The sequence below is a fragment of the Sinorhizobium sp. FG01 genome (genome assembly GCF_002531875.1).
GTDB classification, from domain to species: domain Bacteria; phylum Pseudomonadota; class Alphaproteobacteria; order Rhizobiales; family Rhizobiaceae; genus Sinorhizobium; species Sinorhizobium fredii_C.
Genome location: NZ_NWTB01000006.1, coordinates 384354 through 410537 on the forward strand (window position 1 = coordinate 384354; position 26184 = coordinate 410537).

Sequence of the window (26184 nt, forward strand, 5' to 3'; positions counted from 1 at the left end):
GGTCAGGCCCTCCCGCTGATGCGGCCGAGGGCGAGCTCGCTTGCCGGATCGAAGACATGCAGGCGGCCATCCTGCGGCATGATCTTCAGAACGGCACCTTGCGGCGGGGCGAAGTGGCCGGGCCGGTGGACGATGACCTGCTCCGACTGTCCCTGGAGGTTGCCGTAGACATAGGTCTCCGTCCCGAGGCTCTCGTGATATTGCACCTCGAAAGGCAGGCCTTCGCTGTCGGAAAGGGTGAAATGCGCCGGCCGGATACCGGCAAGGACATCCTGCCCGGCTGTGACGGTGGCGGGCTCCACATCGCTCTTGAGCAGGGTCGGGTAGCCGACGTCGATGGCGACGCTGCGATCGTCGCCGATCACGATCCGGCCCTTCAAGATATTCATGCGCGGCGAGCCGAGGAAGCCGGCGACGAAGAGATTGCACGGATGATCGAAGAGCTCGAGCGGTGATCCGACCTGCTCGATGCGTCCGGCCCGAAGCACGACGATCTTGTCGGCCATGGTCATCGCCTCGACCTGGTCGTGGGTGACATAGATCATTGTCGTCTGCATGTCGCGATGCAGCTTGGTGATTTCGGCGCGCGTCTGGACGCGCAGCGCCGCATCGAGATTGGAGAGCGGCTCGTCGAAGAGAAAGATGTCCGGTTCGCGGACGATCGCCCGGCCGATCGCGACGCGCTGGCGCTGCCCGCCCGAAAGCTGCTTCGGCCGGCGCTCGAGATAGGGTTCGATCGCCAGCATGCGGGCCGCCTCGGCGATCCGCGCGTCGATCTCGGTCCGTTTGAACTTCAGGTTCTCGAGGCCGAAGGCGAGATTCTTGCGCACGCTCATATGCGGATAGAGTGCGTAGGACTGGAAGACCATGGCGATCTTTCGTTCGGCCGGCGAGAGCGCCCCGACATCGCGGCCGCCGATCGCGATCGCGCCGGAGGTGACGTCCTCAAGACCGGCGATGATGCGCAGCAGGGTCGACTTGCCGCAGCCCGACGGGCCGACGAAGACGACGAATTCGCCATCGTCGATCTGAAGGTTCACGTCGTGCAGGACGTGAACGGTGCCGAACGCCTTGTTGAGGTTCGTAAGCTTGAGATCTCCCATCGCCTGCTCCCGGTAGATCGCCATGCTTCGGGTCGCTTCGCCCCGAAATCATGGATGTGATCGAGTCTGATAAATTCGAGCGGGATGCGGACATCCCGCTCGGTCATCTCGTCTCTTCGACGATATCCTGTGCATTCCAGCCTTCCGGCAGACGCACAGGACGCTTCACCGCCACGTCCTCCGCGACCAGCCCGTCGACGCCTTTTAGAAAGATCGCGGGCATGCCGCCCGGGTAGTCGAGGAGCCCGATGATCCGGCCGTCGGCGCCGCGCGTCCAGGCATTGGCCCGCCCCGCCGCCTCGGCACCTGGAGCGATGTCCGCAAAGGTTGGCCGCAGGTCGTAGCGCAGGCCGGTGCCGAGCCGTCCGGGCTGCTGCGCAAGCGTGATCCGGTTGAGCTCGACATTGCGGATGCCGGCGTCGGAGGTGGAAACGAGGTTGATCGCTCCCTCCATTCGGCCGCTGATCTCTTCCACAAGAAGGTTTTCGACGGTACCGGCCCGGCGCGCCGGGCGCCGGTCGACCACCGTCACCGTCAGGGCTTCGCCCGAGCCCCAGAAACCGTCGAGGGTTTCGTGGCAATCGACCTCGATCCGCGAAAAACGGATGTTTCGCATGTGGCCACCGTCGCGCGAGAACAGGCCGAGGCCGCGATTGGACTCGCTGACAGTGCAGTCCTCGAAGGCGATATTGCAGAAATCGCCGAAGGACTCTGTCCCGAGCTTGAGCGCGCAGCTCAGGCTCGAGACGGTGCAGCGGCGGACCGTCACGTCCTCGCAGGTCCCGATCGCCTTGCCGTCCGGCCCGGCACTCGTCTTCAGGCAGATGCCGTCGTCGGCGGTGGAAATGATGCAACCCTCGATCAGCACGCGACGGCAGGCGTCGAGAACGATGCCGTCGGTGTTCGGTAGCCGCCGGTCGTTGGTGATCGTGACGGCGCGGATGACGACGTCGTCGCAATCGGCGAGGTGCAGGGTCCACATCGGCGAGCCGGTGACCTGGAACCCGTCGAGGCAGACGGCCCGGCATCCCTCGAAGACCACCACGCGGGGCCGGAACTCAGCCGGAATGAAGGTGCCGACATCCGGGTCGTCGCCGGTGATGAAATGCTCGCCGCCCGCCTCGATCCTTCCCGGACCGGTGATCCGCACATTCTCGGCGTTGCGTGCGACGATCATGCCCCTGTCGGATTTTTCGGCGATGACGCGAACGGCCGTATCGCGATAGGCGTGGTAGTCAGGAATGGGCCGCAGCAGGACGCCTTCCGCCAGATGCAGTTCGACGCCGCTCTTCAGGAGCAGCCCGCCCGCCACGTGCTCGCCGGCGAGCAGCGACACGCGGCCGCCGCCGCAAGCGGCGACCTGATCGATTGCCGTCTGGATCTCGGCGGTCGCATCCCGGCCGGTCGCGTCGATGCTGAGCAGCTGCGGCGTCACGATTTGGTATCCTCCTCGAGAAGCACGTCGATCAAGAGCAGCATGGTCAACGCCTGGCCGTAGGGGGTCGGCAGGTTGGGGATGCGCCGGTAGAAGTCGAGGTCGTGGCCCATCGGCGTTCCATCGGAGACGCCCTGGACGACGCCTTCCGCGTCGATCTGGCCGAGCACCGCCATCAGGGCGCGATCGGCGTGGACGCGGTCTTCCTGCCGCAGGATGCCGGCTTCGATGCCGCGCAGGAGGCCATAGGCTATGCCGGCGGTGGCGGAGGTCTCGACAGGCGAGGTCGGGTCGTTCACAAGCGTATGGAACATGCCGTCGTCACGTTGATGACGCTTCAGCGCACGGACCTGGCTGGCGAGCACGTTTGAGAGGAAGCGCTTGTCGCTGGGGTTCAGCGAGGGCACGAGCTCGAAAAGCTCGGGGATCGCCACGGTGATCCAGGCATTCCCGCGCGCCCAGAAGGCTTTGGCGAAGTTGTGCCGGCCGTTGAAGGTCCAGCCGTGATACCAGAGGCCGGTGATCGGGTCGGAGAGATAGCGGGTGTGAACCATGAACTGGTAGACCGCCTCGTCGATCCAGTCGGCGCGGTCGCAGATCACCCCGGCGCGGGCGAGGAACAGGCAGGCCATGAACAGCGTGTCGTCCCAGAGTTCGCCGTCGTTCAGCCGCTCCTTGACGACGTGCTGGAAGCCGCCATCCTCGGTCTTGGGCAGCTTGTGCACCAGCCAGTCGGCCCAGTCCTCGACGAGGGCGCGGAAATCTGGCCGGTCGACATGCTCGGTCAGGATGACCAGCGGCAGCATCGGCGCCGAACTGTTGATCTGGCGCGGCGGCAGGCCGCGTTCGATCTGCCAGGCATACCAGCCGACGAGATCGTCGATCGCCTTGCGATCACCGGTGGCGATTGCGCGGCGCAGGAAGCCGTAGAGACCGACGCCGACCTCCCAGTCCCACTCGTCGAACTGGATGCCGCCGGCATGATCCGCGCCGACGAGGCCTTCCTTGATGCCCTTGAGGCGGCTGAAGGCGGAGGCGACCTTGTCGATCTTCGTCTTGAGCATCGATCGCTCGATGTTGATCTTATTCATCTGCATGGTCCACTCATGAATAGAAGAGACGGTCCGCCCGACCGGCGGGACCCGCACTGTCGAAGGTGATCTCGGGCTGCGGCTGCGCGTGGCCGAAGGTCAGGGGCTTCCCGCCGAGCGAGAAGGCGCCGTCATGGGAAAGCCGCAACGCCGGCCGATCCGGAGGCGCGACCGAAAGCAGGCGCCGATCGGCGTCGAAGCTCACCTCGGTCAAGTGAATGCGCTTGCGAAATCGCTCGAGATCAGTGCCGCTGCCGCAGCCGATGGCGGCGATCCAGCCGCAGAGGCGTCCCTCGGAGCGGAGCTCGCGCCCGGCCGTGGCGCCCTTGGTAAGCATGGTGAGGCCGTTGGTGGCGTAAAGAGCGGCGAAGCCGGCGCCCGAGCGGACGATCAGCCAGTTGTCCTCGATGAGGATCTCATCGAAACCGTCCCGTCCGAGATAGGCGTGCGTCCAGCCGTTGCGATGATCCTCCGTGTCGAAGATCATCAGCGCCAGGTCGCGGTGCTGGGCGACGCGCGGAAGAATACCGCTGCCTGCCCAGTAGGAGGGCCGCTGCGTGCCCCAGGGATCGTCCTCGCCCGGGTGGTTCACCCAGAGCCGCGCCATCGGGTGGCCCGCCAGGCGGATGTCCATCACGTGCTGCTGGTGTCCCTTTTGGCCGGTCTTGTGGTCGACGACCGTCGATAGCTGCGCCGCCTCGTTCTTGAAGAGAACGAGCTTGCCGGCATCGAGCCCCTGCGCGTAGCGGGCCTCGATGGCTCGGCCGGGCTCCAGCCGCGCCAGCCGGTCGAGACCGGTCGGCGGGACATAGGCGGATGAGCAGAACATCGGCAGCGACGCGACGCCGCCGTTCAGCCATCCCTCGCCGAAGGCGACCGCGGCGAAAGGCGCGAGCTCGGTCAGCGGTCCGGCCCGCAGTTCCTTGTCGTAGGCGCGGCCCTGCGAGCCCGCCGGCACGCCGGCAAGAGTATGCAGCGCGATCATCTCGAAGATCAGGTCGAGCTGGCGCCGGGCGCGGCCGGCGAGTTCCGGCTCGGCCCAATGTTCGAGCGCCAAAAGGCCGATGAAGTCGATCGGGTAGTAGGCCGCCGAGTTCCATTCCGCGAGCCCATGCGCCTCGACGCTGTCGAACCAGCGATGAAGGCGTGCCTTGGCGAGCGCCGCCTGCTCACGTCCGCTCCGCCCCGAGGCCGAGAAGACGGCGTCCGGCAGGAAGTCTCCGGCGAGCAACTGGCTCGTATGGAAGCACAGCACATGGTTCTCGCTCCAGAACCACATCACGTCATTGCCGGGCTCGTCCACCCAGTAGCGGTAGGCGAGGACCGATGCCCGGATTCTCTCGACGGTCTGAGGTCCAAGGTGCTCCCCGTAGGCGCGGACCAGCCAGAGCAGCGGCACCAGGACGAAGTCGGAACAATCCTCGCGTCTGTCGATCGACTGCAGCGTCACCGCGATGAGGCGGTCGATCGTTGTCCTGTCGTCGCTGCCGGAGACGACCATGGCAAGCGCCCGGCCGATGCGTTCCGCCCCGTGACGGGCACTGAAATCGAGTGCCGCCCGCTTTCGCTCGGTGATGCTGCCCGCCCGTGTGGCTGGCGAAAGCCGGCCGAGGAAGGCGGTATCGATGACCCGGGTGACGGTGCCGGCGCCGGATCCGATCGTCAGCCGCACGCTGTGATAGCCATCGGGAATGCCGAGGGTTTCGGGAATGGAGAGCCGCGTCTCGGCTGCGCCGAGCGTCGTGGCAGCGCGCGTCAGGATCGCTCGATCGTGGCCATGGCTCACGACTTCGACGAGGAGGGGAAGGTCGGTTCCGGACGGGGCGTCGAAGACGAGTTCGAGCGCCGACCCGACGAAGACGTCGCGGCTGGGCCGGACGTCGCGCACAAGGGCGGCGAGGCGGTTGACCTCATCGCTGTCGAGAGGAACCGGCAGGACGACCGTCAGCGGCGCCTCATCCAGAAGCTCGAGCTCGAAGAACCAGATCGTGTCCCGTTCGGCGAGATCCTCCGCGTGAAGCAGGATTTCGTTGTCGCCCGGTTGAAGGTCGAGCGTTACGTCGGTCGTGCTCCCGACATTGCGCCGGAACGGTTCGAAGCGCACCTGCTCCGCGCCGTTCACCCAGATGCGCAGGCCGCCGCAGGTGCGGAGCCTCAGATGGAGCCGGCGCGGGGCATCGGTCCGCAACGTGCCCTTCAGCCACCGGCGGATATGGGTCGGCACATGCCAGAAGCCGGTGAATTCGACGCGGCGGTTCGAGCCCGGCAGGTTCAGATGCGCTGCCGGCCAGTCGCGTTCCGGTTCGATCGTCCGGCCGACCATCTCGGCCCAGAAAGCCTTGCGGCAGGGCAGGTCGCCGACATCGACGAAACCGTTGATGAAGCGGTAATTGACGCGATCCTCCGCCGGCGCCGCGGTCCCGGGGAAGCCATCGCTGATCAGCTCGGAGACGATCCAGGCGGTGATCGTCTCGCCCTTTCGGACCTCATAGGTCGGGTCGAGAGACGGCGCTTGCGTTGCGGAATTCTCCTTCATAGACCGCCTCCCGTCGATCGTATGAAAATTTTTTCACACGTGGCGTTCTGACCAGTTAGGACGTCCCGCCTGCGATATGCCGGCAAAGAAACAGCTTGACCTTTGCGCTGTCAAGTCGCAAAAAGGTGAAAATCGAATTTGGCAGAGGAGTTCCGGTTCGATTTATGAAAATATTTTCATAGGGAGGATGAGCATGTCGAAACTCTTATCGGGCGTCAGCGCCTTTGTAATCGCCGGCTTCGTCGGCGTGGCTTCGGCTCAGGCCGAAACCAAGACGATCACATTCCTGTTTACCGATGACGATCAGGGCTACGTCCAGCGCATGGCCGAGCTCAGCAGGGAATTCGAGAGCACCCATCCGGATGTGAAGGTCAATTTCGTCTCGTCCGGCTACGACGCCGTGGCCAAGCAGTTGCCGGTGCAGCTTGCGGTCGGTGAGGGCCCCGATCTCGCCAAGATCACCGATTGGCAGCTCGCTCCCTATTACCTGGACATGCGCCCCTACATGAGGGATCCGGAAGCTTACGCCAAGCTTCACGGCGCAAGCCTCGAACAACTGCGCCTGCCGAACATCAACGAGCCGAATTCCATCAACGGCTACGTGGCGTCGCAGACGCTCAACCTGCCCTTCGTCAACAAGACGCTGTTCGAGCAGGCCGGCGAGCCCCTGCCGGGGCCGAAGGCGACGCTCAAGGAGATCGTCGAAGCCTCGGCGCGGGTCGCGAAGGCAACGGGCGTGCAGGTTCCCTTCACCATGGACCGCTCCGGCCACCGCTTCTCGGGTGCCGCCTTCTCCTACGGTTCGACCTACGTGAAGGACGGCAAGTTCAACTTCCCGGACGAAGCAGCCAAGAAATATATCGCCGACGTCTATTCCTGGACCGAGAACGGCAGCTTTCCCAAGGAAATGTGGGGCGCGGCCGGCGGATCGCAGTACAAGAACATGGGTGACGAGTTCGTCAACGGCAACGTGGTGACCTATCTCGCCGGCAACTGGATGGTCAATCCGTTCCAGACCAAGATCGGCGACGCCTTCGATTGGACGGCGATCAATGCGCCTTGCGGCGAGGCCGGATGCTACGCCATGCCCGGCGCCACCGCGATCGTCGGCTTCAAGCGCACCAAGCACCCGGAAGCGGTGGCCGAGTTCATCGAGTTCCTCGGCTCCGAGAAGATCCAGCGGGAAATCGCCGAAAATTACGTGATCCTCACCGGCGCCGACATCAAGGACCCGCAGTACAAGCTTTCGAGCGAGAACGCCAAATCCGCCATGGCGGTGTTCCTCGACAACAAGAAGAACGTACCGCAGGCGGCGCGCGACTTCGAGCGCCAGAAGGGCGGATCGGCGCTCTACCAGCAGATCGTGCAACGCATGAGCCAGCTGATCGTCGGCGAATTGTCGCTCGATGAGACCTACAAGGTGCTGGAGGACGACGTGCGCAAAATAAACGAAGCGCGCGCCACCCAGTAAGCGCCACTCCCATAAGCCTCCCAGGCTGGACGGCGTGCCCGCTCCGTGGGCGCGTCGTCTCTCGCGCTCGAAGCAAAACGAAGAGGAACCTCATGCAGTCGTCGATAACTGTTCGCCACGCGGTTCACTACTCGCAGTCGGAAGCCATGACCGGGAGCGAGTTGCGGCAGAACTTCATGATCGAGGAACTGTTTACGCCCGGGCGCGCGACCGCGGTCTACACCCATTACGACCGGCTGCTCCTCATCGGCGTGATGCCGGACAGGCAAGCGATCGGCTTCGGCGAGGACTTGGCACGCGTCGTCGGCGGCGAATTCCTGCTTGAGCGGCGCGAGTTGGGGCTGATCAATATCGGCGGTCCGGGGATCGTCCGGGCGGACGGAGCGGTCTTCGAGATCGGCTTCCAGGACGCGCTCTATCTCGGCATGGGGACCCGAGACGTCTCTTTCGAAAGCGCCGATCCTTCGGCGCCCGCCAAGTTCTATATCAACAGCGCCCCCGCCCATGCCGCCTTTCCGGCCCGGCCTATCCGCAAGTCGGAAGCGATTGAGCTTAATCTCGGCGACGGCAAGACCTCGAACAAGCGAACGCTCTTCCAATATATTCATCCGGATGTCGTGCCGAGCTGCCAATTGCTGATGGGCATGACGCGGCTCGAGCCGGGCAGCGTCTGGAACACCATGCCGGCGCATACGCATGACCGGCGCATGGAGGCCTATCTCTATTTCGAGGTGCCGCAGGACGCCTTCGTGATTCATCTCATGGGACGGCCGGAAGCGACCGGCCACCTGATCGTCAGAAACGAACAGGTGGTCGTCTCGCCGCCCTGGTCCGTCCACTGCGGCGCCGGCACCTCGGCCTACGCCTTCATCTGGAGCATGGCGGGCGACAACAAGTCGTTCAAGGACATGGATTTCGTGCCGATGGGGGAGATCCGATGACCGCCGCCGCCGGCCCTTTGGACCTCATCGGAAAGCGGGCACTGGTCACCGGCGCACACTGGCCTGGGGGCAGGGCCTCGCTGTGGCGCTCGCTTCCGCCGGCACCGACGTCATCGGGCTGGGATCGCAGGAGATGCCCGAGACCCGGAGTAAGGTGGAGGCGCTGGGTCGGCGGTTTGAGGAGGTCGTCTACGATCTGCGCAATCCGCGCGGTATATCGGAGATGTTTGCCAGTCTTGTCGACGGCGGACGAACGGTCGATATCCTGATCAACAATGCCGGGCAGATTCGCGGTCCGACTTCACCGAATTCACCGAAGAGGACTGGGACGACGTTCTGAACATCAATCTGAAGAGTGGCTTCGTGCTCTCCCAGGCGGTCGTCCGGCATATGCTCGAACGCGGCGTCAAGGGGCGCATCGTCAACATCGCCTCCCTCTTGTCCTTCCAGTGCTTGCCGTCGACGGCGGCTGGCTCGCCCGCTAGCTCGGAAGGCACCAGTTGCCCCTCTTCGGCGACCGCCTGCCCCATCTTCCTTTCGATCGCGTCCCATGCGAGGCTTCGGCTGGGATCGCCGCGGGCGGTGCAATTTCCGTTGCGGCCGGTTCCACCCGTTCCCCGACCGCCCCTCGGGCGTTATTTGCGGGAGTGCAGCATGCGGACACTCGAGCCTTTGCCGGTCGTCGCGATCATCGGAGGCGGTTTCAGCGGTGCCGCCGTTGCGCTGCATCTCACGCGCTCTCTGGGCGTGGAGCGAGCGGCGCGGATCGTCGTCTTCGAACGCCGCGCCAGGCTCGGCTCCGGCCTTGCCTATGACACGGCAGAGCCCGCGCATCGCATCAATGTGCCGGCCTTCAAGATGAGCCTTTATCCGGACGAGTCGGAAAGCTTCGCTGACTACGTCGTCCGAGCCGATACGGTCGCGACCGATCCGGGCTCCAATAGTCCCGACGGCATAGCCTATCCGCGGCGGTCAGTGTTCGGCGACTATGTCGCGGCCGAACTCGCCCCTTGTCTCGCCAGCGGGGCGATCGAGCACAGGCGCAAGCGCGTACTTGAAATGAAGCGATCTGCAGGCCAGTGGACGATCCTTGCGGAGGATGGGGAGGCACTCGTCGCCGGCATTGCCGTTCTTGCCGTCACGCATGCGGCGCCGGCGCTGCCAAATGCTCTGCTGCCGCTTTCGTCTTCCCCCAAGCTCGTTGCGGATTCAACGCGCGCCGATGCGCTGGACGGCATCGCGCCGGCAGATCGCGTGCTGATCGTCGGCAATGGTCTGACAGCGGCGGATGTGGTCGCCGCGCTTGCCGAGAGAGGCCACGGCGGGTCGATCGTTTCCATTTCGCGGCGCGGCCTGCGGTCTTGCGGCCACCCGGCGATCGCGCAAGAACCGTTTGGCGACTTCGTCTCCGATCCGGCCAGCCGCGCATCGGAGCTTCTTCGCCGTATTCGCCGCACGCTGCGGGACGCCCGGCAACAGGGCCTGAGCTGGCATCCGGTCATCGACGCGGTGCGGGCGCAGGGCCAGCAGATCTGGCAGGCCTTGCCGCTCGTCGAGCGCCGCCGCATTGCGCGGCTGGCGCGATCCTATTGGGACGTGCATCGGTTTCGCATAGCGCCGCAGGTCGAAACCGTTCTGGACAAGGCGATCGAGGAAGGCCGACTGGAAATTGTTGCTGCCTCCATCGCATCGGCGGCGATCGAGGACGGGGAGATCCGGGTCGATCTCCGGCAGCGCGGCCGCGACGCGCCGCGGCGGATCGTCGTCGATGCGATCGTGGTAACCACCGGCCCCGCCCATGGCGAGATCCTGAAGTCTCAGCCCTTCCTGGCGGGACTTGCGAGGGACGGCGTGCTCGCTCCTTGCGAAACCGGTCTCGGGATTGCATGTGATCTTCGTTCTCGCGCCGTTGGCGCGGACGGCCGGGTGCAGCCGAACCTCTTCATCGCCGGACCGCTGGCGCGCGGCACCTTCGGCGAATTGATGGGTCTTCCCCAGGTGACGGAGCATGCGGTTTTCGTCGCCCGAGAAATCCAGGCGCTGCTCACGATGAACGAAGCGAACGGCTTCACCCCGTCTCCGGCCTGAGAATTCTCCCACCGACTCGGAGAAAATATTATTTTGATTAAAAACAGCGGCTTGATCGTAATTTCGGGCGTGCGCAGACGCCTTTCACGGTGAAATTTGGTTTTGCCATTGCATATCTCGAAGCAGCATCTATATATACCCCGTCGAACATTGCTTGTGACCTTTGTCTACGCGCTGATGCGCTTCGCCAGATTTCCTTTCAAATATCGATCAAATCGGGCGAATACTCGCCCGTAATCTCTACCATGAAAGGAAATCGTTATGAGTTCAGGCACCGTAAAGTGGTTTAACAGCACCAAGGGCTTTGGCTTCATCCAGCCCGACGACGGCTCCACGGACGTGTTCGTCCATATCTCCGCCGTCGAGCGGGCCGGGCTGCGCTCGCTGGCCGAGGGCCAGAAGGTGACCTACGACATCGTCCGCGACAACAGGTCCGGCAAGAGCTCGGCAGACAATCTGCGAGCTGCTTAAATTGTCATTCGCCTCCGCTGACCACGGATGTACTGGCAGGGAGCGTTTGAATGACAGGGCGCCGTTGCGCGTCTGAAAAGATGCGCGGCGTTCAAGAGGAGGTCGGGGTAATGCCCGGCCTTTTTTGCTTGTGCCACCTAAAGGGCACAGACGAAGGAGATGGCCATGAGCCGGAACACCTACAATGTTGGCGATACGGTCGTGCTGAAGTCCGACCTGATGCGGATGTTGGCGGCCGACAGGACCTGCCGTATCGTCGGCATCCTGCCTGCAGCCGAACACGGAGAAGCACAGTATCGCGTCCGGCTCGGGACCGAGACCTTTGAACGTCGAATTTTCGAACACGATATCGATCCTGCGGAAAGCGCCCTGCCGGTCAGTGAACGCGTTCCGGCGGCAACGGTCAGTGGCAGTCCTTGGCTTAAGCCGTTGAGCATCAGGACCGCCAAGTGAATAAGGGCTGGAGCGCGCACGCGCCTCTTATCCCCCCGCAAGGAAGCACTCGGAATTTCCCGCCCTCTGGTTCTGATCGAAGGAACCATGTAGCAACTCATCAAACGGAAAGGATGTATTTTGCAGGTACTTGTCAGAGACAATAACGTCGACCAGGCTCTCCGCGTTCTCAAGAAGAAGATGCAACGTGAAGGCGTCTTCCGCGAAATGAAGATGCGCAGCGCGTATGAAAAGCCCTCCGAAAAACGTGCTCGCGAAAAGGCCGAGGCCGTTCGCCGCACCCGCAAGCTTGCGCGCAAGAAACTGCAGCGCGAAGGCCTTCTGCCCTCGCCGAAAAGAGTGGCGCGCACGCGCTGAGCATGTCTGTGCGGGTCAGGGGCGAGAGCGTCGGCTCTATTTGCCCTCCCGCGCAGCCCTTCCGTCAGGCGACTGTCACGACGCGTACATGTCCGCGGCGCTCTAGCACGTCGATGACGACGCTGGTGCCGGAGTGGTTTGCCGCCACGTCGACGGAGCCGGAGCCGATTTGCAGGTTCCGGATCTCGAGCTCCTCGATGAAGCCGGGCAAATAGGGAGTATCGAAGGTGATCTGCATCTGCTTCGTAAAGAATTCTATTCCGAGGCACGACTGAAGCAGCGATAGCGGCGCTGCCGCCGCCCAAGCCTGGGGAATGCAGGCGACCGGGTAGAAGGTCGGGCCCTGGGCGCGCTGGCGCGGAAAACCGCAAAAGAGCTCCGGTAGACGCCGCAGATCGATATAGGTCGAGGCTGCAAACAGTCCCTCGAAGATCCGCGCCGCCTGCAGACGAAAGCCGTAGCGCGCCAGACCGAGCGCGATCAAGGCATTGTCGTGCGGCCATACCGAACCGTTGTGGTAACTCATCGGGTTGTAGCGGCTTTCGGTGACCGGGATGGTTCGTATCCCCCAGCCCGAAAACGAGGCGCCCGACATCAGCGTCTTTGCGACAACTTCGGCTCGCTCGGGAATCGCAAGTCCGGTGAGCAGGGCATGCCCTGCATTTGAGGAGCGGACCCGGCAGGGCTGCTTGTCGCCGTCAAGCGCCAGCACATAGGTGCCGAGTTCCGCATCGAAGAAGATCGCGTCGAAGCGATGCCGCAAGTCATCGGCGCGGCGCGAGAACTCGACCGCCCGGTCCTCGTGGCCGAGAACCCTGAGCATCCTCGATGCCGCCTCCCAAGCGCCATAGACATAGGCCTGCACTTCCGCGATGGCGATCGGCCCCCTGGCGAGCGTACCGTCGGCGTGGAAGACGGAGTCGTGGCTGTCCTTCCAGCCCTGGTTGGCGAGCCCTTCCTCGGTCCGGCGACCGTATTCGACGAAGCCGTCGCCGTCGCGATCGCCGTGGACACTGATCCATTTCAACGCGGCCTCGATATTCGGCCAGATCGTCCGGATCGTCGAAACGTCGCCGGTGCGTTGCAAGTACTGCCCGGCCAGCATCACGAAAAGCGGCGTCGAGTCGACGCTGCCGTAATAGCGGCGGAATGGAACTTCCCGCAATTCGGCCATCTCGCCGAAGCGCACCTCGTGCAGGATCTTGCCGGGTTCGGCATCCGACAGGGGATCGAAATCGGTCGCCTGGTTGGCGGCGAGATGCGCAAGCACGCCGCGGGCGATCTCCGGATCGAGCCACAGGGTTTCGATCGCGGCAATGATCGCGTCGCGGCCGAAAACCGTGCTGAACCAGGGGATCCCCGCATAGGGGTAAGGTCCTTCATTGGTCTCGGTGATGAGCATGTAGAGGTCGGATATGCTGCGGCGCACGACCTCGTTGAAGACCTCGTTCGAACTGACGATCGCCGCCGCCCGCCCCGAAGAGGTGCGCAACGCACGACGCGCATCCCGGAGCGCAAAGAAGAACGACCTGTGACCGATGGTGATCGCCGGCTCCCGCTGGCAATTGACCTCAAGGAAAAGCGTTCGGCTTTGACCGGGTGCAAGACCGATCTCGAAAACGGCTTCGGTTGCAGAAAGGCGCGAGGGCGGCGGATCGAAGCCAAGCCGGGTCGTCCGCTTCTGAGCGTCCAGTCCGGTATAGGAAAGATGCACCTCGCTGGCCTTTGCCGTCGGCGGATGCATCTGGCCGCGCTTTTTGCGCTGCTTGCCGCGCACCTCGAACAAATCCGCGAAATCGGCTGCAAAGGCCAGCCTGATTTCTATCTGATGCGGCCTCTCATGAAAATTGCGCACCAGGATCCGTTCATAGCAGGTGCCGTTCCAGAGAAAGCGGGACCGCCTGAGATGGATCGAATCATGGGGAAGCGCCAGTGCGCCGCTCTCGTCCAGGAAGTCAGGATTGGTCAGGTCGCAGGTCAGCGTCGCGTTGTCGTCTCTCAAGGTGGAGGAGAGGAGCAAGGGTCGAGCGCCGTTGATGGTCACGGCGAGATGGGAGAGATGCCGTGTGTCGCGGTGGAACAACCCTTCGGGGCTGCCGGAACCCGAATAGGCGTCGCCGTTGTGGTCGAAGACGGCGAAGGTATCGCCGTGCTTCAAGGTGTTCGGACGTCGTTCCTGCAGGGAGGTGGCTGCAGCAACCGCATATTCGGGCGGCTCGGTGACCGGAGAGTCGACGTTCTCAGGGGACATGGCGCTTCCCTTGGCACGCACCGCGGGGCGCCCCGCGAAGATGTCCGTTAACAACACCCTGCTGATTTTGTTCCCAGTTTGAGGAAATAAGTGGGCAGCGGATGGACAATTGCGCAGGAGCCAACCGGCGTTGACGAGGCACGGCTTGGCAACCTCACCCGCCTCCATGGAACAAGGCTGCAAGTGGCTGGTTTGAATGACATAACCAGTCGCGTTCCACGACGGGAGGAGCCAAGATGAGCAATGACACGAGCGGACGCAACCTCGGGGACCAGCCCGGTTCCCCCGCAACGACGCCGGACCGTGCGGGCAACCAGCCGGAAGCCGGAACAAGGGAAGGCGAAGGCGGCATGGACCGTTCCCTGCAGCAAGCCGTCCGCGAGGACCTCGACGAACTTCGGCAATTTGCCGATGAGCGGACGGAAGAAGCCAAGGAAGCCGTCAGCCGCGCTGCGGAGGACGAGAAGAATGTGGCCGCACGCCAGCTTGGCGGCATCGCGACGGCGCTTGAGAAAGTCGGCGGCGAACTCGAACAGTCGGATCAACGCGCGCTCGGCCGCTATGCCAAGCAGATGGGCAGTTCGCTGCAAGACTTGGCACGCGACATCGAGGGCCGCGAGCTCGGCGAAATTGCCGCCATGGCGGAGGATTTCGGCCGGAAGCAGCCGCTGGCCTTCCTGGGCATGGCGGCCATTGCCGGGTTGGCCGCCAGCCGTTTCCTGACGGCCTCGGCTCATCGCCGCAGCAGGCGGAGCGTTTCCCAACCGTCCTCGCCAACGCCATCGGGAAGCAGCCGACCAAGTGAAGGCGGGTGGAATTTTACGGAGGATCGGCGCAATGCTTAACCATCGGGACGACCGCCCCCTATCGGAACTGATGACCGGGCTGGTGGCGGATATATCGGGACTTTTCCGCAAGGAAATCGATCTCGCCAAGGCGGAGGCGTCGGAGAATGTCAACCGGGCGATAGGCAGCCTGGAGACGCTACTAATCGGCCTGATCTTCGCCATCGGTGCCATTGGCGTGCTGTTGAGCGCGGCCGTCCAGGGACTGGCCGCCTTTCTCATCGCGCGGGGCATGATCGAGCCGAACGCCGACGCCCTGTCGGCCGTCATCATAGGCGTCGTAGTCGCGCTTCTCGCCTGGGCGATGATTTCCCGCAGTCTCTCGAACTTGCGCGGCAACAGCCTCAAGTTCGATAAGACGGCCAGCTCCCTGCAGCGCGACCTGGACGTCGTGAAGGAGAGAGTGCAATGAACGACTATTCCCACACGCACTCGGCTGCCGAACTGCAGCGCGAGATCGAGGCCGATCGCCAGCGGATCGAGGAAAAGCTCCACGCCATCCAGGAACGGATGTCGCCGGGCCAACTGATGGACGAGATGCTTGAATATGCCAAATCGAGCGGCGGCGCCGAATATATGGGCAATCTCGGCGCCGCGCTCAAGGCGAATCCCATTCCGGTCGCATTGATGGGAGTAAGCCTCGCCTGGCTCCTCGCCAATCCGGGCTCACGCGCGCCGAAATACCCGGATAACACCGCGGACGAGTATCCGCTCGCCACCGTGACCGGCCCGGTGAAACGCACCGGCCCGATCGAGGAGAGCTTCGGCGAGCGCTACAGCCACTTCGCGGACGAAAGCGGCAATCGCTTCCGGGCGATGACGGATGCCGCCGGGCGCCGCGCCGGCCACTTCATCGACCAGAGCGGCAAGATCTATCGCGGTTTTGCCGACGCAGCCGGCCAGCAGATCGAGGATATAAGGGACGAGACCGGTGCCCTGTTCGACGAGGCCTCCGGTTGGGCGTCGAGAACCTGGCGGCAGGTGAGCGCTTCGGCGAGCCGCATGTCCGAGAGCCTTGCGGACACCGGCCGGTCGCTCGCGGGAAGCGTGCAGTCGGCGGGAAGGTCGCTGGAAGACCAGGGCGCGCGATTGAATGCCGCGATCCTCCAGCATTTCCGCGATCAGCCGCTGGTCGGCGGCGCGCTCGCCTTTGCGGTCGGTGCGGCAATCGGCGCGACGCTCCCGCACACGGAGGCCGAAGACGAGGCCATGGGCGAGGCGGCGGACGAAATGCGCAGCAACCTCGCCGCGAAGGCAAATGCCGCAGTTGGCGAGGCGATCGGCACGGCACAGGAGGTGTTGGACAAGACGAGCAATGCCGCCTTGGAAGCCCACGACGCCGCCAGGGACCGTGTCCGCGAAACGCTTCGGGAGTGACGGCTCGCCTGCGGTGGCCCGATCGACGAGTGCCGCGATAAGCCGCTCCAATCGACGGGCGACAGTTTCCGCTGTCGCCCCTTGACCATGCTCGCCTCGCCGGCATCGAAGTTCTCGCCACCCCACCCCTCATAGTCTGATCCTCCCAGCCACACGGGGGCCGGCGGCGGGCCGCATTTGCCCTTCGACTGCGCTTCGGACGCCGGTCCACTTCCAGTCATCGTCATAACAGAGCCGCTGCAACCACCCCGTTGTTGACATTTTTTGCAGAACGTGAAATTTCTTTCAGTAGGCGATAAAAATATCATGCAATGCAAAAAGTCACGCGGCGCAGCATCGGACGGGAAGCGATGGCGATCATCGGGGGATTGGCGGTTCGGGATGATGAAGCCAGCATGGCGACGCGGGCGGCCTGGCTGCACTACGCCGGCGGCTTGACCCAGGCGGAAGTCGCCAAGCGCCTCGGCCTCACCTCGTTGAAGGCGCACCGGCTGATCATGAGGGCCAACCAGGAAGGCCTGGTGAAGGTCTATATCGACGGCGACGTCTCCGAATGCGTCGAGCTCGAACAGAAGCTTTCCGGCCGCTACGGCCTCGACTATTGCGAGGTCGTTCCGGATTTCGACAGCGACGATCTGCCGCTGAAGGCGCTCGGCATTTCGGGCGCGCAGTTCCTGAGGCGCGAGATCGAGCGGGGCGAGACGGCGCTGATCGGCGTCGGCCACGGGCGAACGCTTGCGGCGTGCGTCGAATACCTGCCGCGCACGCCCAGCAACAACACGCGCTTCGTCTCGCTGCTCGGCGGCCTGACGCGCAAGTTCTCAGCCAATCCGCACGACGTGATCCATCGGCTGGCGGAGCGTACCGGTGCCGAAGCCTTTGTGATGCCGGTGCCGTTCTTCGCCAACACGGTCGAGGACCGTGACGTGCTGTTCAGCCAGCGCGGCGTTCGCGAGGTCTTCGAGCTGGCGAAATCGGCCGATCTCCTGATGGTCGGCATCGGCACGGCCGAGCGCGAGGCATCCCTGGTTGCCACCGGCATGATCGAGATGAGCGAAATCGAGGCCATTCAGAAAAGCGGTGCCACGGGCGAGCTGCTCGGCCACTTCTTCGACGCAAAGGGCCGGCCGATCGAGACGACGCTTTCCAACCGCACCTTCACGCTCGGCCGCAAGGACCTGCGGGACCGCCGCACCGTGGCGGTCGCCGGCGGCAGGATCAAGACACGCGCGATCCGTGCGGTGCTCGAAAGCGGGCTCTTGAATGGGTTGATCACCGACGAGCGCACGGCGCAGGCGCTCGCTGCCTAGCGCATCGGCCCGAAAATCGGACCCGATTTTCGGAAAGCACGATGCGTAGGTTCAAAGACTTATAGCGTCCTCTGAGCGTCCAGAAGGACGCACGGCGCTGGAGAAACATTCGAGGCCGCGGCAGGGGGAGGAAACCACCGCGGCCGGGGAGGCAGTACCGGTCGGGTAGCCGGTCAGCTCGTTGGAGCATTCTTACCCGCAACGGAGGAGAAAACAGATGTATGAGAAGGAGAAAGACCTCATAAGCGCATTCCTGCGCGGCGAGGTGGACCGCCGCGGGATGCTGAAGGGCCTCGGTGCGGCAGGTCTGACGGCAGGCACCGCCGGCACGTTGTTCAACATGATGTCGACCCGGGCGCTTGCCGCCGATTTCGACTGGAAGGCGCATTCCGGCAAGTCGGTGAAGCTGCTCTTGAACAAGCATCCCTATGCCGATGCGATGATCGCCAACCTGCAGACCTTCAAGGATCTGACGGGCATGGAAGTCACCTACGACGTCTTCCCGGAGGACGTCTATTTCGACAAGGTGACGGCGGCGCTGTCCTCGAGTTCGTCGGAATACGACGCCTTCATGACCGGCGCCTACATGACCTGGACCTACGGCCCGGCCGGCTGGATCACCGATCTCAACGAATGGATCAAGGATACGACGAAGACCAACCCCCAATATGGCTGGGATGATTTCCTGCCGGGCGTCAAGGCGTCCTGCGCCTGGAACGGCCAGCCGGGTGGCGCGCTCGGTTCGGAAGACGCCAAGCAATGGTGCATTCCCTGGGGCTACGAGCAGAACAACCTCTCCTACAACAAGGAGATGTTCGACAAGGTCGGGGTCGGCGTTCCGAAGAACCTCGATGAACTACTGACGACGGCCGCAAAGCTCACCAAGGACGTCGGCGGCGGGGTCTACGGCATCGGCGTACGCGGCTCGCGCTCCTGGGCGACGATCCATCCGGGCTTCCTTTCGGGCTATGCGAACTTCGGCCAAAAGGATTTGAACGTCTCGGCCGACGGCAAGCTTTCGGCCGCTATGAACACGCCGGAATCGAAGGCCTTCCACGCCAAGTGGGTGCAGATGATCCAGGAGAGCGGCCCGAAGGACTGGTCGACCTATACCTGGTACCAGGTCGGCACCGACCTCGGCGCCGGCGCCTCGGCGATGATCTACGACGCCGACATCCTCGGCTACTTCATGAACGGCGGCGATAACAAGATGGCTGGCAAGCTTGCCTATGCGCCGTTTGCCGCCAATCCGGCCGCCTCCGCACCGACGCCGAACATCTGGATCTGGTCGCTGTCGATGTCCAACTTCTCCAAGGACAAGGACGCGACCTGGTACTTCCTGCAATGGGCGACGGGACTTGAGCACGCGATCTTCGGCGCGACGAAGATGGATTTCGTCAACCCGGTGCGGGCGACCGTCTGGAAGGACGAAATCTTCCGCGAGCGGCTGAAGAAGAGCTATCCGGGCTATGTGGAGATGCACGACATTTCCGCGCCGGGCGCCAAGATCCACTTCACCGCCCAGCCCCTGTTCTTCGACCTCACCACCGAATGGGCGGCAACGCTCCAGAAGATGGTGGCGAAGGAAGTGCCGGTCGACGAGGGGCTCGACAAGCTCGCCGAGAGCATCAATCGCCAGCTCGCGGAAGCAGGACTCGGCTGATCGCCGGCGGCGCCGGCCCGCACGCCGGGCCCGGCACACCGCAACGAATGCGCATACGAGGAGGGGGTCTGGCTGCGCCGGCCGCGGCCGGCCCCTTCATCGCCTTTCGAAATGGCATTTGAACGGAGCTGGCCATGGCTTCAGTGACGCAATCCGGGGCAACGCCCCGCGGTTTCAGGATCAGCAAGAAGGTTCTGCCCTATGTGCTTTCCCTGCCGGCGCTTCTCGTCTGCATCGGCATCCTGATCCCGTTTTTCTCGGCGGTGGTCTATTCCTTCCAGCGCTACCGGCTGAGCCAGCCCTGGGCGCGCCAGTTCAACTGGGGCGAGAACTACCTGAATTTCTTCACCGATTCCGGCTTCTGGAATACGCTCAGGGTCTCGCTCGTCTATGCCGGCACCACGGTGGTCCTCGAACTGCTGCTTGGCCTCGGCATTGCCCTGCTTTTGCAGCGACGCTCGACCGTCAACAATTTCATCTCGATCATGCTGCTCTTGCCGCTGATGACGGCGCCGGCGCTGGCGGCTCTGATGTGGAAGCTGATGACCAATCCGGGCTTCGGCATCCTCAGCTACTTCGCCAGCCTGATCGGCCTCGAGAATTTCCGCTGGGCCTCCTCGCCAGACACGGCGCTCCTGACGGTCGTGCTCGTCGACATCTGGGTCTACACGCCCTTCATCATGATCTTGCTGCTTGCAGGCTTGCGTTCCCTGCCGACCCAGCCCTTCGAGGCGGCGGCCCTCGACGGCGTGCCGCGCAGCTTCGTGTTCTTCCGCATCACCCTACCGATGCTGACGCCCTACATCCTGACGGCGACACTCTTCCGGCTGCTCGACTCGATCCAGCAATTCGACATCATCTATGCGATGACGCAGGGCGGCCCGGGCGATACGCTGACCGTCTTCCAGGTCGAGGCCTATCTCAATTTCTTCCAGTCGACCAATGTCGGCCGTTCCGCCGCGCTGCTGATCATCCTGTGGGCGATCACCTACATTCTGTCGAACGTCTTCATCAAGAACTGGCTCCGGCTGCGCGAGCGCGCCCGCGGCGAGGCGTAGAGAGGTCAAGATGGAAGCCATGTCTCCGCTCGAACGGCTCCTGCGCGGCGTTGCCCTGACGCTGGTCGTCGTCTTCTTCATGTTCCCGATCGTCTGGATTTTCCTGATGTCCTTCCAGACAAACGAGACGATCCTCAGGATACCGCCATCGGTGGTCTTCACGCCGACATTGGACAACTATGCGGCGCTGATCACCGGAAAGCTGCAGACCGCCGCCGGCACGCTCGACATCGCCTTCATGCGCAATCTTGGGAACTCGGTGTTCTTGTCGGTCGTATCCGTCGCCGTGGCGCTCGCCCTCGGCGTCCCCGCCGCCTACGCCTTCGCGCGGCACAAGTTCCGGGGTTCGGAGGATATCGCCTTCACGCTGCTCTCCTTCCGCTTCGCGCCGCCCCTGCTGGTGCTGCTGCCGCTGACCCAATATTTCCAGTGGCTCGGCCTTGCGAACACCTATTTCGGCCTCATCTGGGTGTATCAGCTGATCTGCCTGCCGCTCATCCTGTGGATCGTGCGCGGCTATTTCGAGGACATCTCGGCCGATGTCGAATATGCCTATCGCATTGCCGGCCATTCCTGGTTCTCGACCTTCCGCAAGATCGCCCTGCCGCTGGCAGGGCCGGGCATTGCGGCGGCCGGCCTGCTCGCCTTCATCTTCGCCTGGAACAACTTCGTCTTCGCGCTGGTGCTGGCCTCGGCCGACAAGCAGCCGGTGACGGTCGGCGCGCTTGCCTTCGTCACGGCCTCAGGCATCCAATACGGCCAGATCGCCGCGGCGATCGTGCTGTCAATCACGCCGACGCTCGCTCTCGCACTCTACGCCCAGCGCTACCTCGTCGAAGGCCTGTCGCTCGGTGCGGTGAAGGGATAATCGCTGATGACGACTCTGCAGTTGAAGAACATCGTCAAAAGGTACAAGGGCCAGACAGTCCTTGATGATCTGTCGCTCGATGTGACCGATGGCGAACGGCTGGTGCTCTTCGGCCCGTCGGGCGCCGGCAAGACGGTGCTGCTGAGGCTCGTTGCCGGCGTGATCGATCCGGACGAGGGCCGCGTGCTGATCGGTGGCGACGACCTGACCGACGTCGATGCGGAGCATCGCGGCGTCGGCATGGCCTTCCAGAATTTCGCCCTGTTCCCGCATATGAGCGCCTTCGACAATATCGCCAGCGCGCTGACAGCCCGCAGGTTCTCGAAGGAGGCGATCGCCGCCGGGGTCGAGAAGGTGGCAAAGCTCCTGAAGATCGACCATGTGCTCAGCCACCATCCGAAGGCGCTTTCCAATGGGCAGAAGCAGCGCACGGCGCTTGCCCGGGCGCTGGTCGGCTCGCCGCCGCTGCTCCTGCTCGACGACCCCTTGCGCAACGTCGATGCCAAGCTGCGCTTCGAGATGCGTCTGGAACTGCCGCGTCTTCTTGCCGCCCAGGGTGCGACCGTCGTCTACGTCACCCAGGACTATAAGGAGGCGATGGCGCTCGGCGACCGGATCGCCGTAATGTTCGAGGGACAGCTTCGCCAGATCGGCACGCCGGCCGACATCTACGACACGCCAGCGGAACTCGAGATCGCCCGGCTGTTCGGCGACCCGACGATCAACCTGCTCGACGTCGTGCCGCAGCGCGGGCCGGACGGCGCCTTTGCCGAACTGTCCGGCGTTCGCCTTAGGCTGCCGGGGTTCGGGCCCGAAATCGTCGGGAAGGCCTGCGTTCTCGGCATCCGGCCGGAAAACATCACCTTCACCGAGGCGTCCGCGCCCGGGGCAATCCCCGTCACGGTCGAGGCCGAAACGCCGCTCAACGAGAAAACCGTTACCCTGACGCTAACGGCGCGCCGCCGGGAAATCCTCGTTTCGCGCCCGGCGGGCACACCAGGCCCGCAGGCCGGGCCGGCGCACCTTGCGGTCAACAGCCGGGCGACCCTGCTGTTCGACAAGGGCAGCGGCCGGCTGATGCGGCCGTCGGAGCCTGCCTCCAAGCGGAATGGAGAAGCGGCATGACCGACATTGCGCTCCTGCTGAAGGATGTCGACAAGTTCTACGGGCCGATCGACTACGGCGTCCATGCCGTGAAGAAACTCAGCATGGATGTCAGGAAGGGCGAGATCATCGCGCTCCTTGGCTCGTCTGGTTGCGGCAAGACCTCGACGCTCAGGATGATCGCCGGCTTCGAGGCGGTGTCTCGCGGCAAGATCTCGCTTGGCGGCCGCGAAATCCAGACATTCCCGCCGGTTCGCCGCAACGTGGCCATGGCCTTCGAAGGCTATTCGCTTTATCCGCCGCTGACGGTGCGGGAGAACATTGCCTTCGCGCTCAAGGCCTCGAAGCTGTCGCAGAGCACCGTCGACGAGAAGGTGGCCAGCATCGCCAGGCTGCTCGAGATCGAGGACATACTCGGCCGCTATCCAAGCTCGATCTCCGGCGGCCAGCAGCAGCGCGCCTCGCTCGGCCGGGCGCTGATCCGCGACGCCAGCCTGCATCTGCTCGACGAGCCGATGGGGCAGCTCGAGCCGCAATTGCGCGCCGTGCTGCGCGGCCGCATCAAGCACTACATCAAGGAACGCGGGCTGACCGCCATTCTCGTCACCCACGACCAGACCGAAGCAAATGCACTTGCCGACCGCATCGCCGTCATGGAGGGCGGCGTGCTGCAGCAGTTCGACACGCCGCAGCGGATCAAGGAGCGGCCGGCCAATCTCTTTACCGGCACCTTCGTCGGCGAGCCGCCGATGAACGTCTTCGAGGCGAGCGTCACCGCCTCCGAAAGCCGCCTGGCCTTCGGTCTCAAGGACGGTATCAGGCTGGAATATGCCGCTTCCGATTTTTCCCATGCGGTGCGCGATGCGCTGAGAAAGCGCCAGCGGGTGGTTCTCGGCGTCAGGCCCTATGCGGTGAAACGCAGCGCCGACGGCGTCACCGGCCGCGTCGCCGTCAACCAGTGGCTAGGCGACCAGACGCATATCGCTGCGGATTTCGCCGGCGGGACGCTGGTGTTGGTGGAGCACGATCGGGCAAGGCTCGAGGTGGGCCAGCCGATCGGCATCCGCCTCGAGCCGGCGAGCCTGCATGTCTTCGACGGCGAGAGCGGCGCGGCGATCTCGCATGGGGAGGAGCTCGCCTGATGCGCGACATCCTGATCGGCATCGATGCGGGGACGTCGGTCATCAAGTCGGTCGCCTTTGACCTCGGCGGCCGGCAGCTCGCCATGGCGGCCGTTCCGAACAGCTACGAGGCGGTGGGGCGAACCGGCAGCGTGCAGGACCTGCGCCGCACTTGGGCGGACACCGTGAAAACCCTGGTCGAGCTCTCGGCCAGGATCGAGAACCTCCCTGGCCGCGTTGCCGCGATCGCGGTGACCGGTCAGGGAGACGGCACGTGGTTGATCGACAGCGACGGCGAGCCGGTCGGCAGGGGCTGGCTCTGGCTCGATGCGCGGGCCAGCGAAACGGTCGAGCGGCTGCGCGGCGACAGCGGCGATGTCGAGCGTTTCGCGCATACCGGTTCGGGACTTGCCGCCTGCCAGCAGGGGCCGCAACTGCGCTGGATGCTGGAAAACGCGCCGGAGATGCTGGAGGGAGCCGCCACCGCCTTCCATTGCAAGGATTGGCTTTATTTCAACCTCACGGAAAGGCGCGCCACCGATCCGTCGGAGGCGAACTTCACCTACGGAGACTTCCGTACCCGGCAATATTGCGACGCGGTGATTTCCTTCCTCGATCTCGAGAGGCTGAGGCATCTGCTGCCGGAAATCGTTGACGGGGCGGCGTCGCATCATCCGCTGTCTAAGGCTGCCGCCTCGGCCACCGGCCTTCCGGCCGGGACGCCCGTGGTGCTCGGCTATGTCGACGTGGTCTGCACGGCGCTCGGCGCAGGGCTTTATGATCCGGGAACCGATGCAGGCTGTTCGATCATCGGCTCGACCGGCATGCACATGCGGCTGGCGAAGAGCGCCGACGACGTTCGGCTCAATCGCGACCTGACCGGCTACACCATGTGCATGCCGATCCCGAACACCTATACGCAGATGCAATCGAACATGGCGGCGACGCTCAACATCGACTGGATCCTTTCGATCGCCGGCGGCGTCCTAAAGGGGATGGGGGTCGAGAAATCGAAGGGCGAGTTGCTCGCCCATGTGGATGGCTGGCTTGAGGAGGCGAGGGGCACGCCGCTGCTCTTCGAGCCCTATATTTCCGAAGCCGGCGAGCGCGGTCCCTTCGTCGACGCTTCGGCGCGTGCCTCCTTCGTCGGCCTGTCGAGCACCCATGGTTTCGGCGACATGGTCCGGGCCGTCTTCGACGGCCTCGCCCTTGCCGCCCGCGACTGTTATGCCGAAATGGGGCCGCTGCCGGAGCGCATTCGGCTGACCGGCGGGGCGGCGCGCAGCGCCTCTTTGCGCCGCATCCTCGGCGGTGCGCTCGGCGCCAGTATCCAGACCAGCGAACGCGAGGAGGCGGGCGCCGCGGGCGCCGCGATGATCGCTGCCGTTTCGCTCGGCATCTACCCCTCGATGGCCGATTGCGCTGGCGATTGGGTGCGGCCGCAACTGCGCCCTGCCGAGCCGGCCGACGAGGAACTGGTCCGGCGCTATGACGCGCTTTTCCCCGCCTACCAGCAATCGCGCCTCGCACTCAGGCCCGTCTGGCACGCGCTCTCCCACGCGGCCGGCTCGGGAGATCAACAGGACAAACCGAAATGAAGAAGATTGCCATCATCGGCGACCGGTTCATGCTGCCGGAGGTGTTCCGCGACAAGATCGTCGCGGCCTGCGGCGACGGACATGAGATCCGCATCCTTGAACAGCCCTGGCCGGATGTGCCGATGGAGCATGGCTATGCGGTCGAGGGGATGGACGGGCTCAAGGAATATCTCGGCAAGCCCGCCGAGATCATCCGCTTCGTCGGCGACGCCGAAATCCTGGTGACGCAGCTTGCGCCCTTGTCGCGGGCGATGTTGTCCGAACTGCCGAACCTGAAGCTCGTCGCCGTCTCCCGCGGCGGGCCGGTCAATATCGACATGAGTGCCGCCCGCGATGCCGGTGTGCGGGTCGTCAACACGCCGGGACGAAATGCGAGCGCCGTCGCGGAGTTCACGATCGGCGCCATTCTCGCCGAGACGCGGCTGATCCGGGTGGGCCACGAGGCGTTGCGCAAGGGCGAATGGCGCGGCGATCTCTACCGCGCCGACCGCACCGGCCGCGAGCTTTCGGAATTGACTGTCGGCGTCGTCGGCTACGGCAATATCGGTGCCAAGGTCGTCCGGCTGCTGCGCGCCTTCGGCACCAAGGTGATCGTCCACGACCCCTATGTGCAGCTCAGCGCCGAAGACCGCAACGCCGGTGTCGAGCACGTCTCGCTCGACGACCTGCTGGCGCAATCGGACGTGGTGACGCTGCATCCACGCGTCACTGCCGAAACGCGAAACATGATGAATGCGGAGGCCTTCGCGAAGATGAAGCCGGCGGCGATCTTCGTGAACACCGCGCGCGGCCCGCTCTGCGATTATGAGGCGCTTTACGAAAACCTCGTCAGCGGTCACCTGTCGAGCGCCATGCTGGAGACATTCGCGGTCGAGCCGGTGCCGGACGACTGGCCGCTCTTGAAGTTGCCGAACGTGACTCTGACGCCCCATATCGCCGGCGCCTCGGTCCGGACCGTTACCTATGCAGCCGAAATGGCGGCGGAGGAGGTGCGCCGCTACATCGCCGGCCTGCCGCCGGTCAATCCGTGCTGAGGGGAGGGC

At 64.2% G+C, this 26184-nt stretch carries 23 protein-coding genes and 1 pseudogene; 19 read left to right on the plus strand and 5 right to left on the minus strand.

Annotated elements, in window-relative coordinates; translation table 11 throughout:
• Window positions 1–2 precede the first annotated feature (2 nt).
• The 4 genes from ugpC to CO656_RS12150 form a co-directional block, all read right to left on the minus strand.
• Complete coding sequence (gene ugpC, locus CO656_RS12135; RefSeq protein WP_179864759.1) at window positions 3–1103, minus strand: sn-glycerol-3-phosphate ABC transporter ATP-binding protein UgpC; 1101 nt, start codon at window positions 1101–1103, stop codon at window positions 3–5.
• Window positions 1104–1206: 103 nt separating this feature from the next.
• On the minus strand, window positions 1207–2541 hold the full coding sequence (locus CO656_RS12140) for a glycoside hydrolase family 28 protein (protein WP_097525924.1): 1335 nt from the start codon (window positions 2539–2541) through the stop codon (window positions 1207–1209).
• Window positions 2535–3629 carry a glycoside hydrolase family 88 protein gene (locus CO656_RS12145; RefSeq protein WP_179864760.1) on the minus strand — a complete coding sequence of 365 codons (1095 nt, stop codon included), beginning with the start codon at window positions 3627–3629 and terminating at the stop codon, window positions 2535–2537. Before CO656_RS12145 ends, CO656_RS12140 begins: the two co-directional genes overlap by 7 nt.
• A 13-nt stretch (window positions 3630–3642) precedes the next feature.
• Complete coding sequence (locus CO656_RS12150; protein WP_097525926.1) at window positions 3643–6165, minus strand: hypothetical protein; 2523 nt, start codon at window positions 6163–6165, stop codon at window positions 3643–3645.
• A 193-nt stretch (window positions 6166–6358) separates the two neighbouring features.
• Here CO656_RS12150 and CO656_RS12155 point away from each other — a divergent pair, with 193 nt between their 5' ends.
• From CO656_RS12155 to rpsU, 8 genes and pseudogenes are all read left to right on the plus strand, one after another.
• Window positions 6359–7636 (plus strand): ABC transporter substrate-binding protein, encoded by a 1278-nt coding sequence (locus CO656_RS12155; RefSeq protein WP_097525927.1) that lies wholly within the window; start codon window positions 6359–6361, stop codon window positions 7634–7636.
• Window positions 7637–7728: 92 nt separating this feature from the next.
• Entirely contained in the window at window positions 7729–8577 is an 849-nt protein-coding gene (gene kduI / locus CO656_RS12160; RefSeq protein WP_097525928.1) for a 5-dehydro-4-deoxy-D-glucuronate isomerase, read from the plus strand.
• An 82-nt stretch (window positions 8578–8659) separates the two neighbouring features.
• Complete coding sequence (locus CO656_RS12165; protein WP_272938896.1) at window positions 8660–8917, plus strand: SDR family NAD(P)-dependent oxidoreductase; 258 nt, start codon at window positions 8660–8662, stop codon at window positions 8915–8917.
• Window positions 8918–8925: 8 nt separating this feature from the next.
• A pseudogene (locus CO656_RS31240) lies at window positions 8926–8985 on the plus strand (hypothetical protein); the annotation flags it as partial.
• Window positions 8986–9231: 246 nt separating this feature from the next.
• Window positions 9232–10665, plus strand: a complete 1434-nt coding sequence (locus CO656_RS12170) for an FAD/NAD(P)-binding protein (protein ID WP_097525985.1) — start codon at window positions 9232–9234, stop codon at window positions 10663–10665.
• 261 nt (window positions 10666–10926) lie between these two features.
• Window positions 10927–11136, plus strand: a complete 210-nt coding sequence (locus CO656_RS12180) for a cold-shock protein (protein WP_037419601.1) — start codon at window positions 10927–10929, stop codon at window positions 11134–11136.
• Window positions 11137–11301: 165 nt separating this feature from the next.
• Window positions 11302–11589 (plus strand): hypothetical protein, encoded by a 288-nt coding sequence (locus CO656_RS12185; protein WP_037419605.1) that lies wholly within the window; start codon window positions 11302–11304, stop codon window positions 11587–11589.
• Window positions 11590–11709: 120 nt separating this feature from the next.
• Window positions 11710–11946, plus strand: a complete 237-nt coding sequence (gene rpsU / locus CO656_RS12190) for a 30S ribosomal protein S21 (RefSeq protein WP_014331582.1) — start codon at window positions 11710–11712, stop codon at window positions 11944–11946.
• A gap of 64 nt (window positions 11947–12010) precedes the next feature.
• Here rpsU and CO656_RS12195 read toward each other — a convergent pair whose 3' ends face one another.
• Complete coding sequence (locus CO656_RS12195) at window positions 12011–14197, minus strand: amylo-alpha-1,6-glucosidase (protein ID WP_097525929.1); 2187 nt, start codon at window positions 14195–14197, stop codon at window positions 12011–12013.
• A 236-nt stretch (window positions 14198–14433) separates the two neighbouring features.
• On the opposite strand from CO656_RS12195, the gene CO656_RS12200 reads away from it, so the two are divergent.
• The 11 genes from CO656_RS12200 (at window position 14434) to CO656_RS12250 (ending at window position 26175) form a co-directional block, all read left to right on the plus strand.
• Window positions 14434–15042 carry a hypothetical protein gene (locus CO656_RS12200; RefSeq protein ID WP_037419618.1) on the plus strand — a complete coding sequence of 203 codons (609 nt, stop codon included), beginning with the start codon at window positions 14434–14436 and terminating at the stop codon, window positions 15040–15042.
• Window positions 15035–15454 (plus strand): phage holin family protein, encoded by a 420-nt coding sequence (locus CO656_RS12205; RefSeq protein WP_037380277.1) that lies wholly within the window; start codon window positions 15035–15037, stop codon window positions 15452–15454. The genes CO656_RS12200 and CO656_RS12205 overlap by 8 nt, the downstream gene beginning before the upstream one ends.
• Complete coding sequence (locus CO656_RS12210) at window positions 15451–16419, plus strand: DUF3618 domain-containing protein (protein ID WP_097525930.1); 969 nt, start codon at window positions 15451–15453, stop codon at window positions 16417–16419. The genes CO656_RS12205 and CO656_RS12210 overlap by 4 nt, the downstream gene beginning before the upstream one ends.
• 350 nt (window positions 16420–16769) lie before the next feature.
• Window positions 16770–17729: a sugar-binding transcriptional regulator gene (locus CO656_RS12215; RefSeq protein WP_037419752.1), complete on the plus strand. Its 960-nt coding sequence runs from the start codon at window positions 16770–16772 to the stop codon at window positions 17727–17729.
• 217 nt (window positions 17730–17946) lie between these two features.
• Window positions 17947–19392, plus strand: coding sequence for an extracellular solute-binding protein (locus tag CO656_RS12220; RefSeq protein ID WP_037419627.1), 1446 nt, complete (start codon window positions 17947–17949; stop codon window positions 19390–19392).
• Window positions 19393–19526: 134 nt separating this feature from the next.
• Window positions 19527–20450 (plus strand): sugar ABC transporter permease, encoded by a 924-nt coding sequence (locus tag CO656_RS12225; protein WP_037419630.1) that lies wholly within the window; start codon window positions 19527–19529, stop codon window positions 20448–20450.
• Between the two features lie 10 nt (window positions 20451–20460).
• On the plus strand, window positions 20461–21318 hold the full coding sequence (locus CO656_RS12230) for a carbohydrate ABC transporter permease (RefSeq protein ID WP_097525931.1): 858 nt from the start codon (window positions 20461–20463) through the stop codon (window positions 21316–21318).
• 6 nt (window positions 21319–21324) lie between these two features.
• Window positions 21325–22443, plus strand: a complete 1119-nt coding sequence (locus CO656_RS12235) for an ABC transporter ATP-binding protein (RefSeq protein ID WP_097525932.1) — start codon at window positions 21325–21327, stop codon at window positions 22441–22443.
• Entirely contained in the window at window positions 22440–23564 is a 1125-nt protein-coding gene (locus CO656_RS12240) for an ABC transporter ATP-binding protein (protein WP_097525933.1), read from the plus strand. Before CO656_RS12235 ends, CO656_RS12240 begins: the two co-directional genes overlap by 4 nt.
• Window positions 23564–25141, plus strand: coding sequence for an FGGY-family carbohydrate kinase (locus tag CO656_RS12245; RefSeq protein WP_097525934.1), 1578 nt, complete (start codon window positions 23564–23566; stop codon window positions 25139–25141). Before CO656_RS12240 ends, CO656_RS12245 begins: the two co-directional genes overlap by 1 nt.
• On the plus strand, window positions 25138–26175 hold the full coding sequence (locus tag CO656_RS12250) for a 2-hydroxyacid dehydrogenase (protein ID WP_097525935.1): 1038 nt from the start codon (window positions 25138–25140) through the stop codon (window positions 26173–26175). Before CO656_RS12245 ends, CO656_RS12250 begins: the two co-directional genes overlap by 4 nt.
• The last annotated feature ends 9 nt before the right edge of the window (window positions 26176–26184 follow it).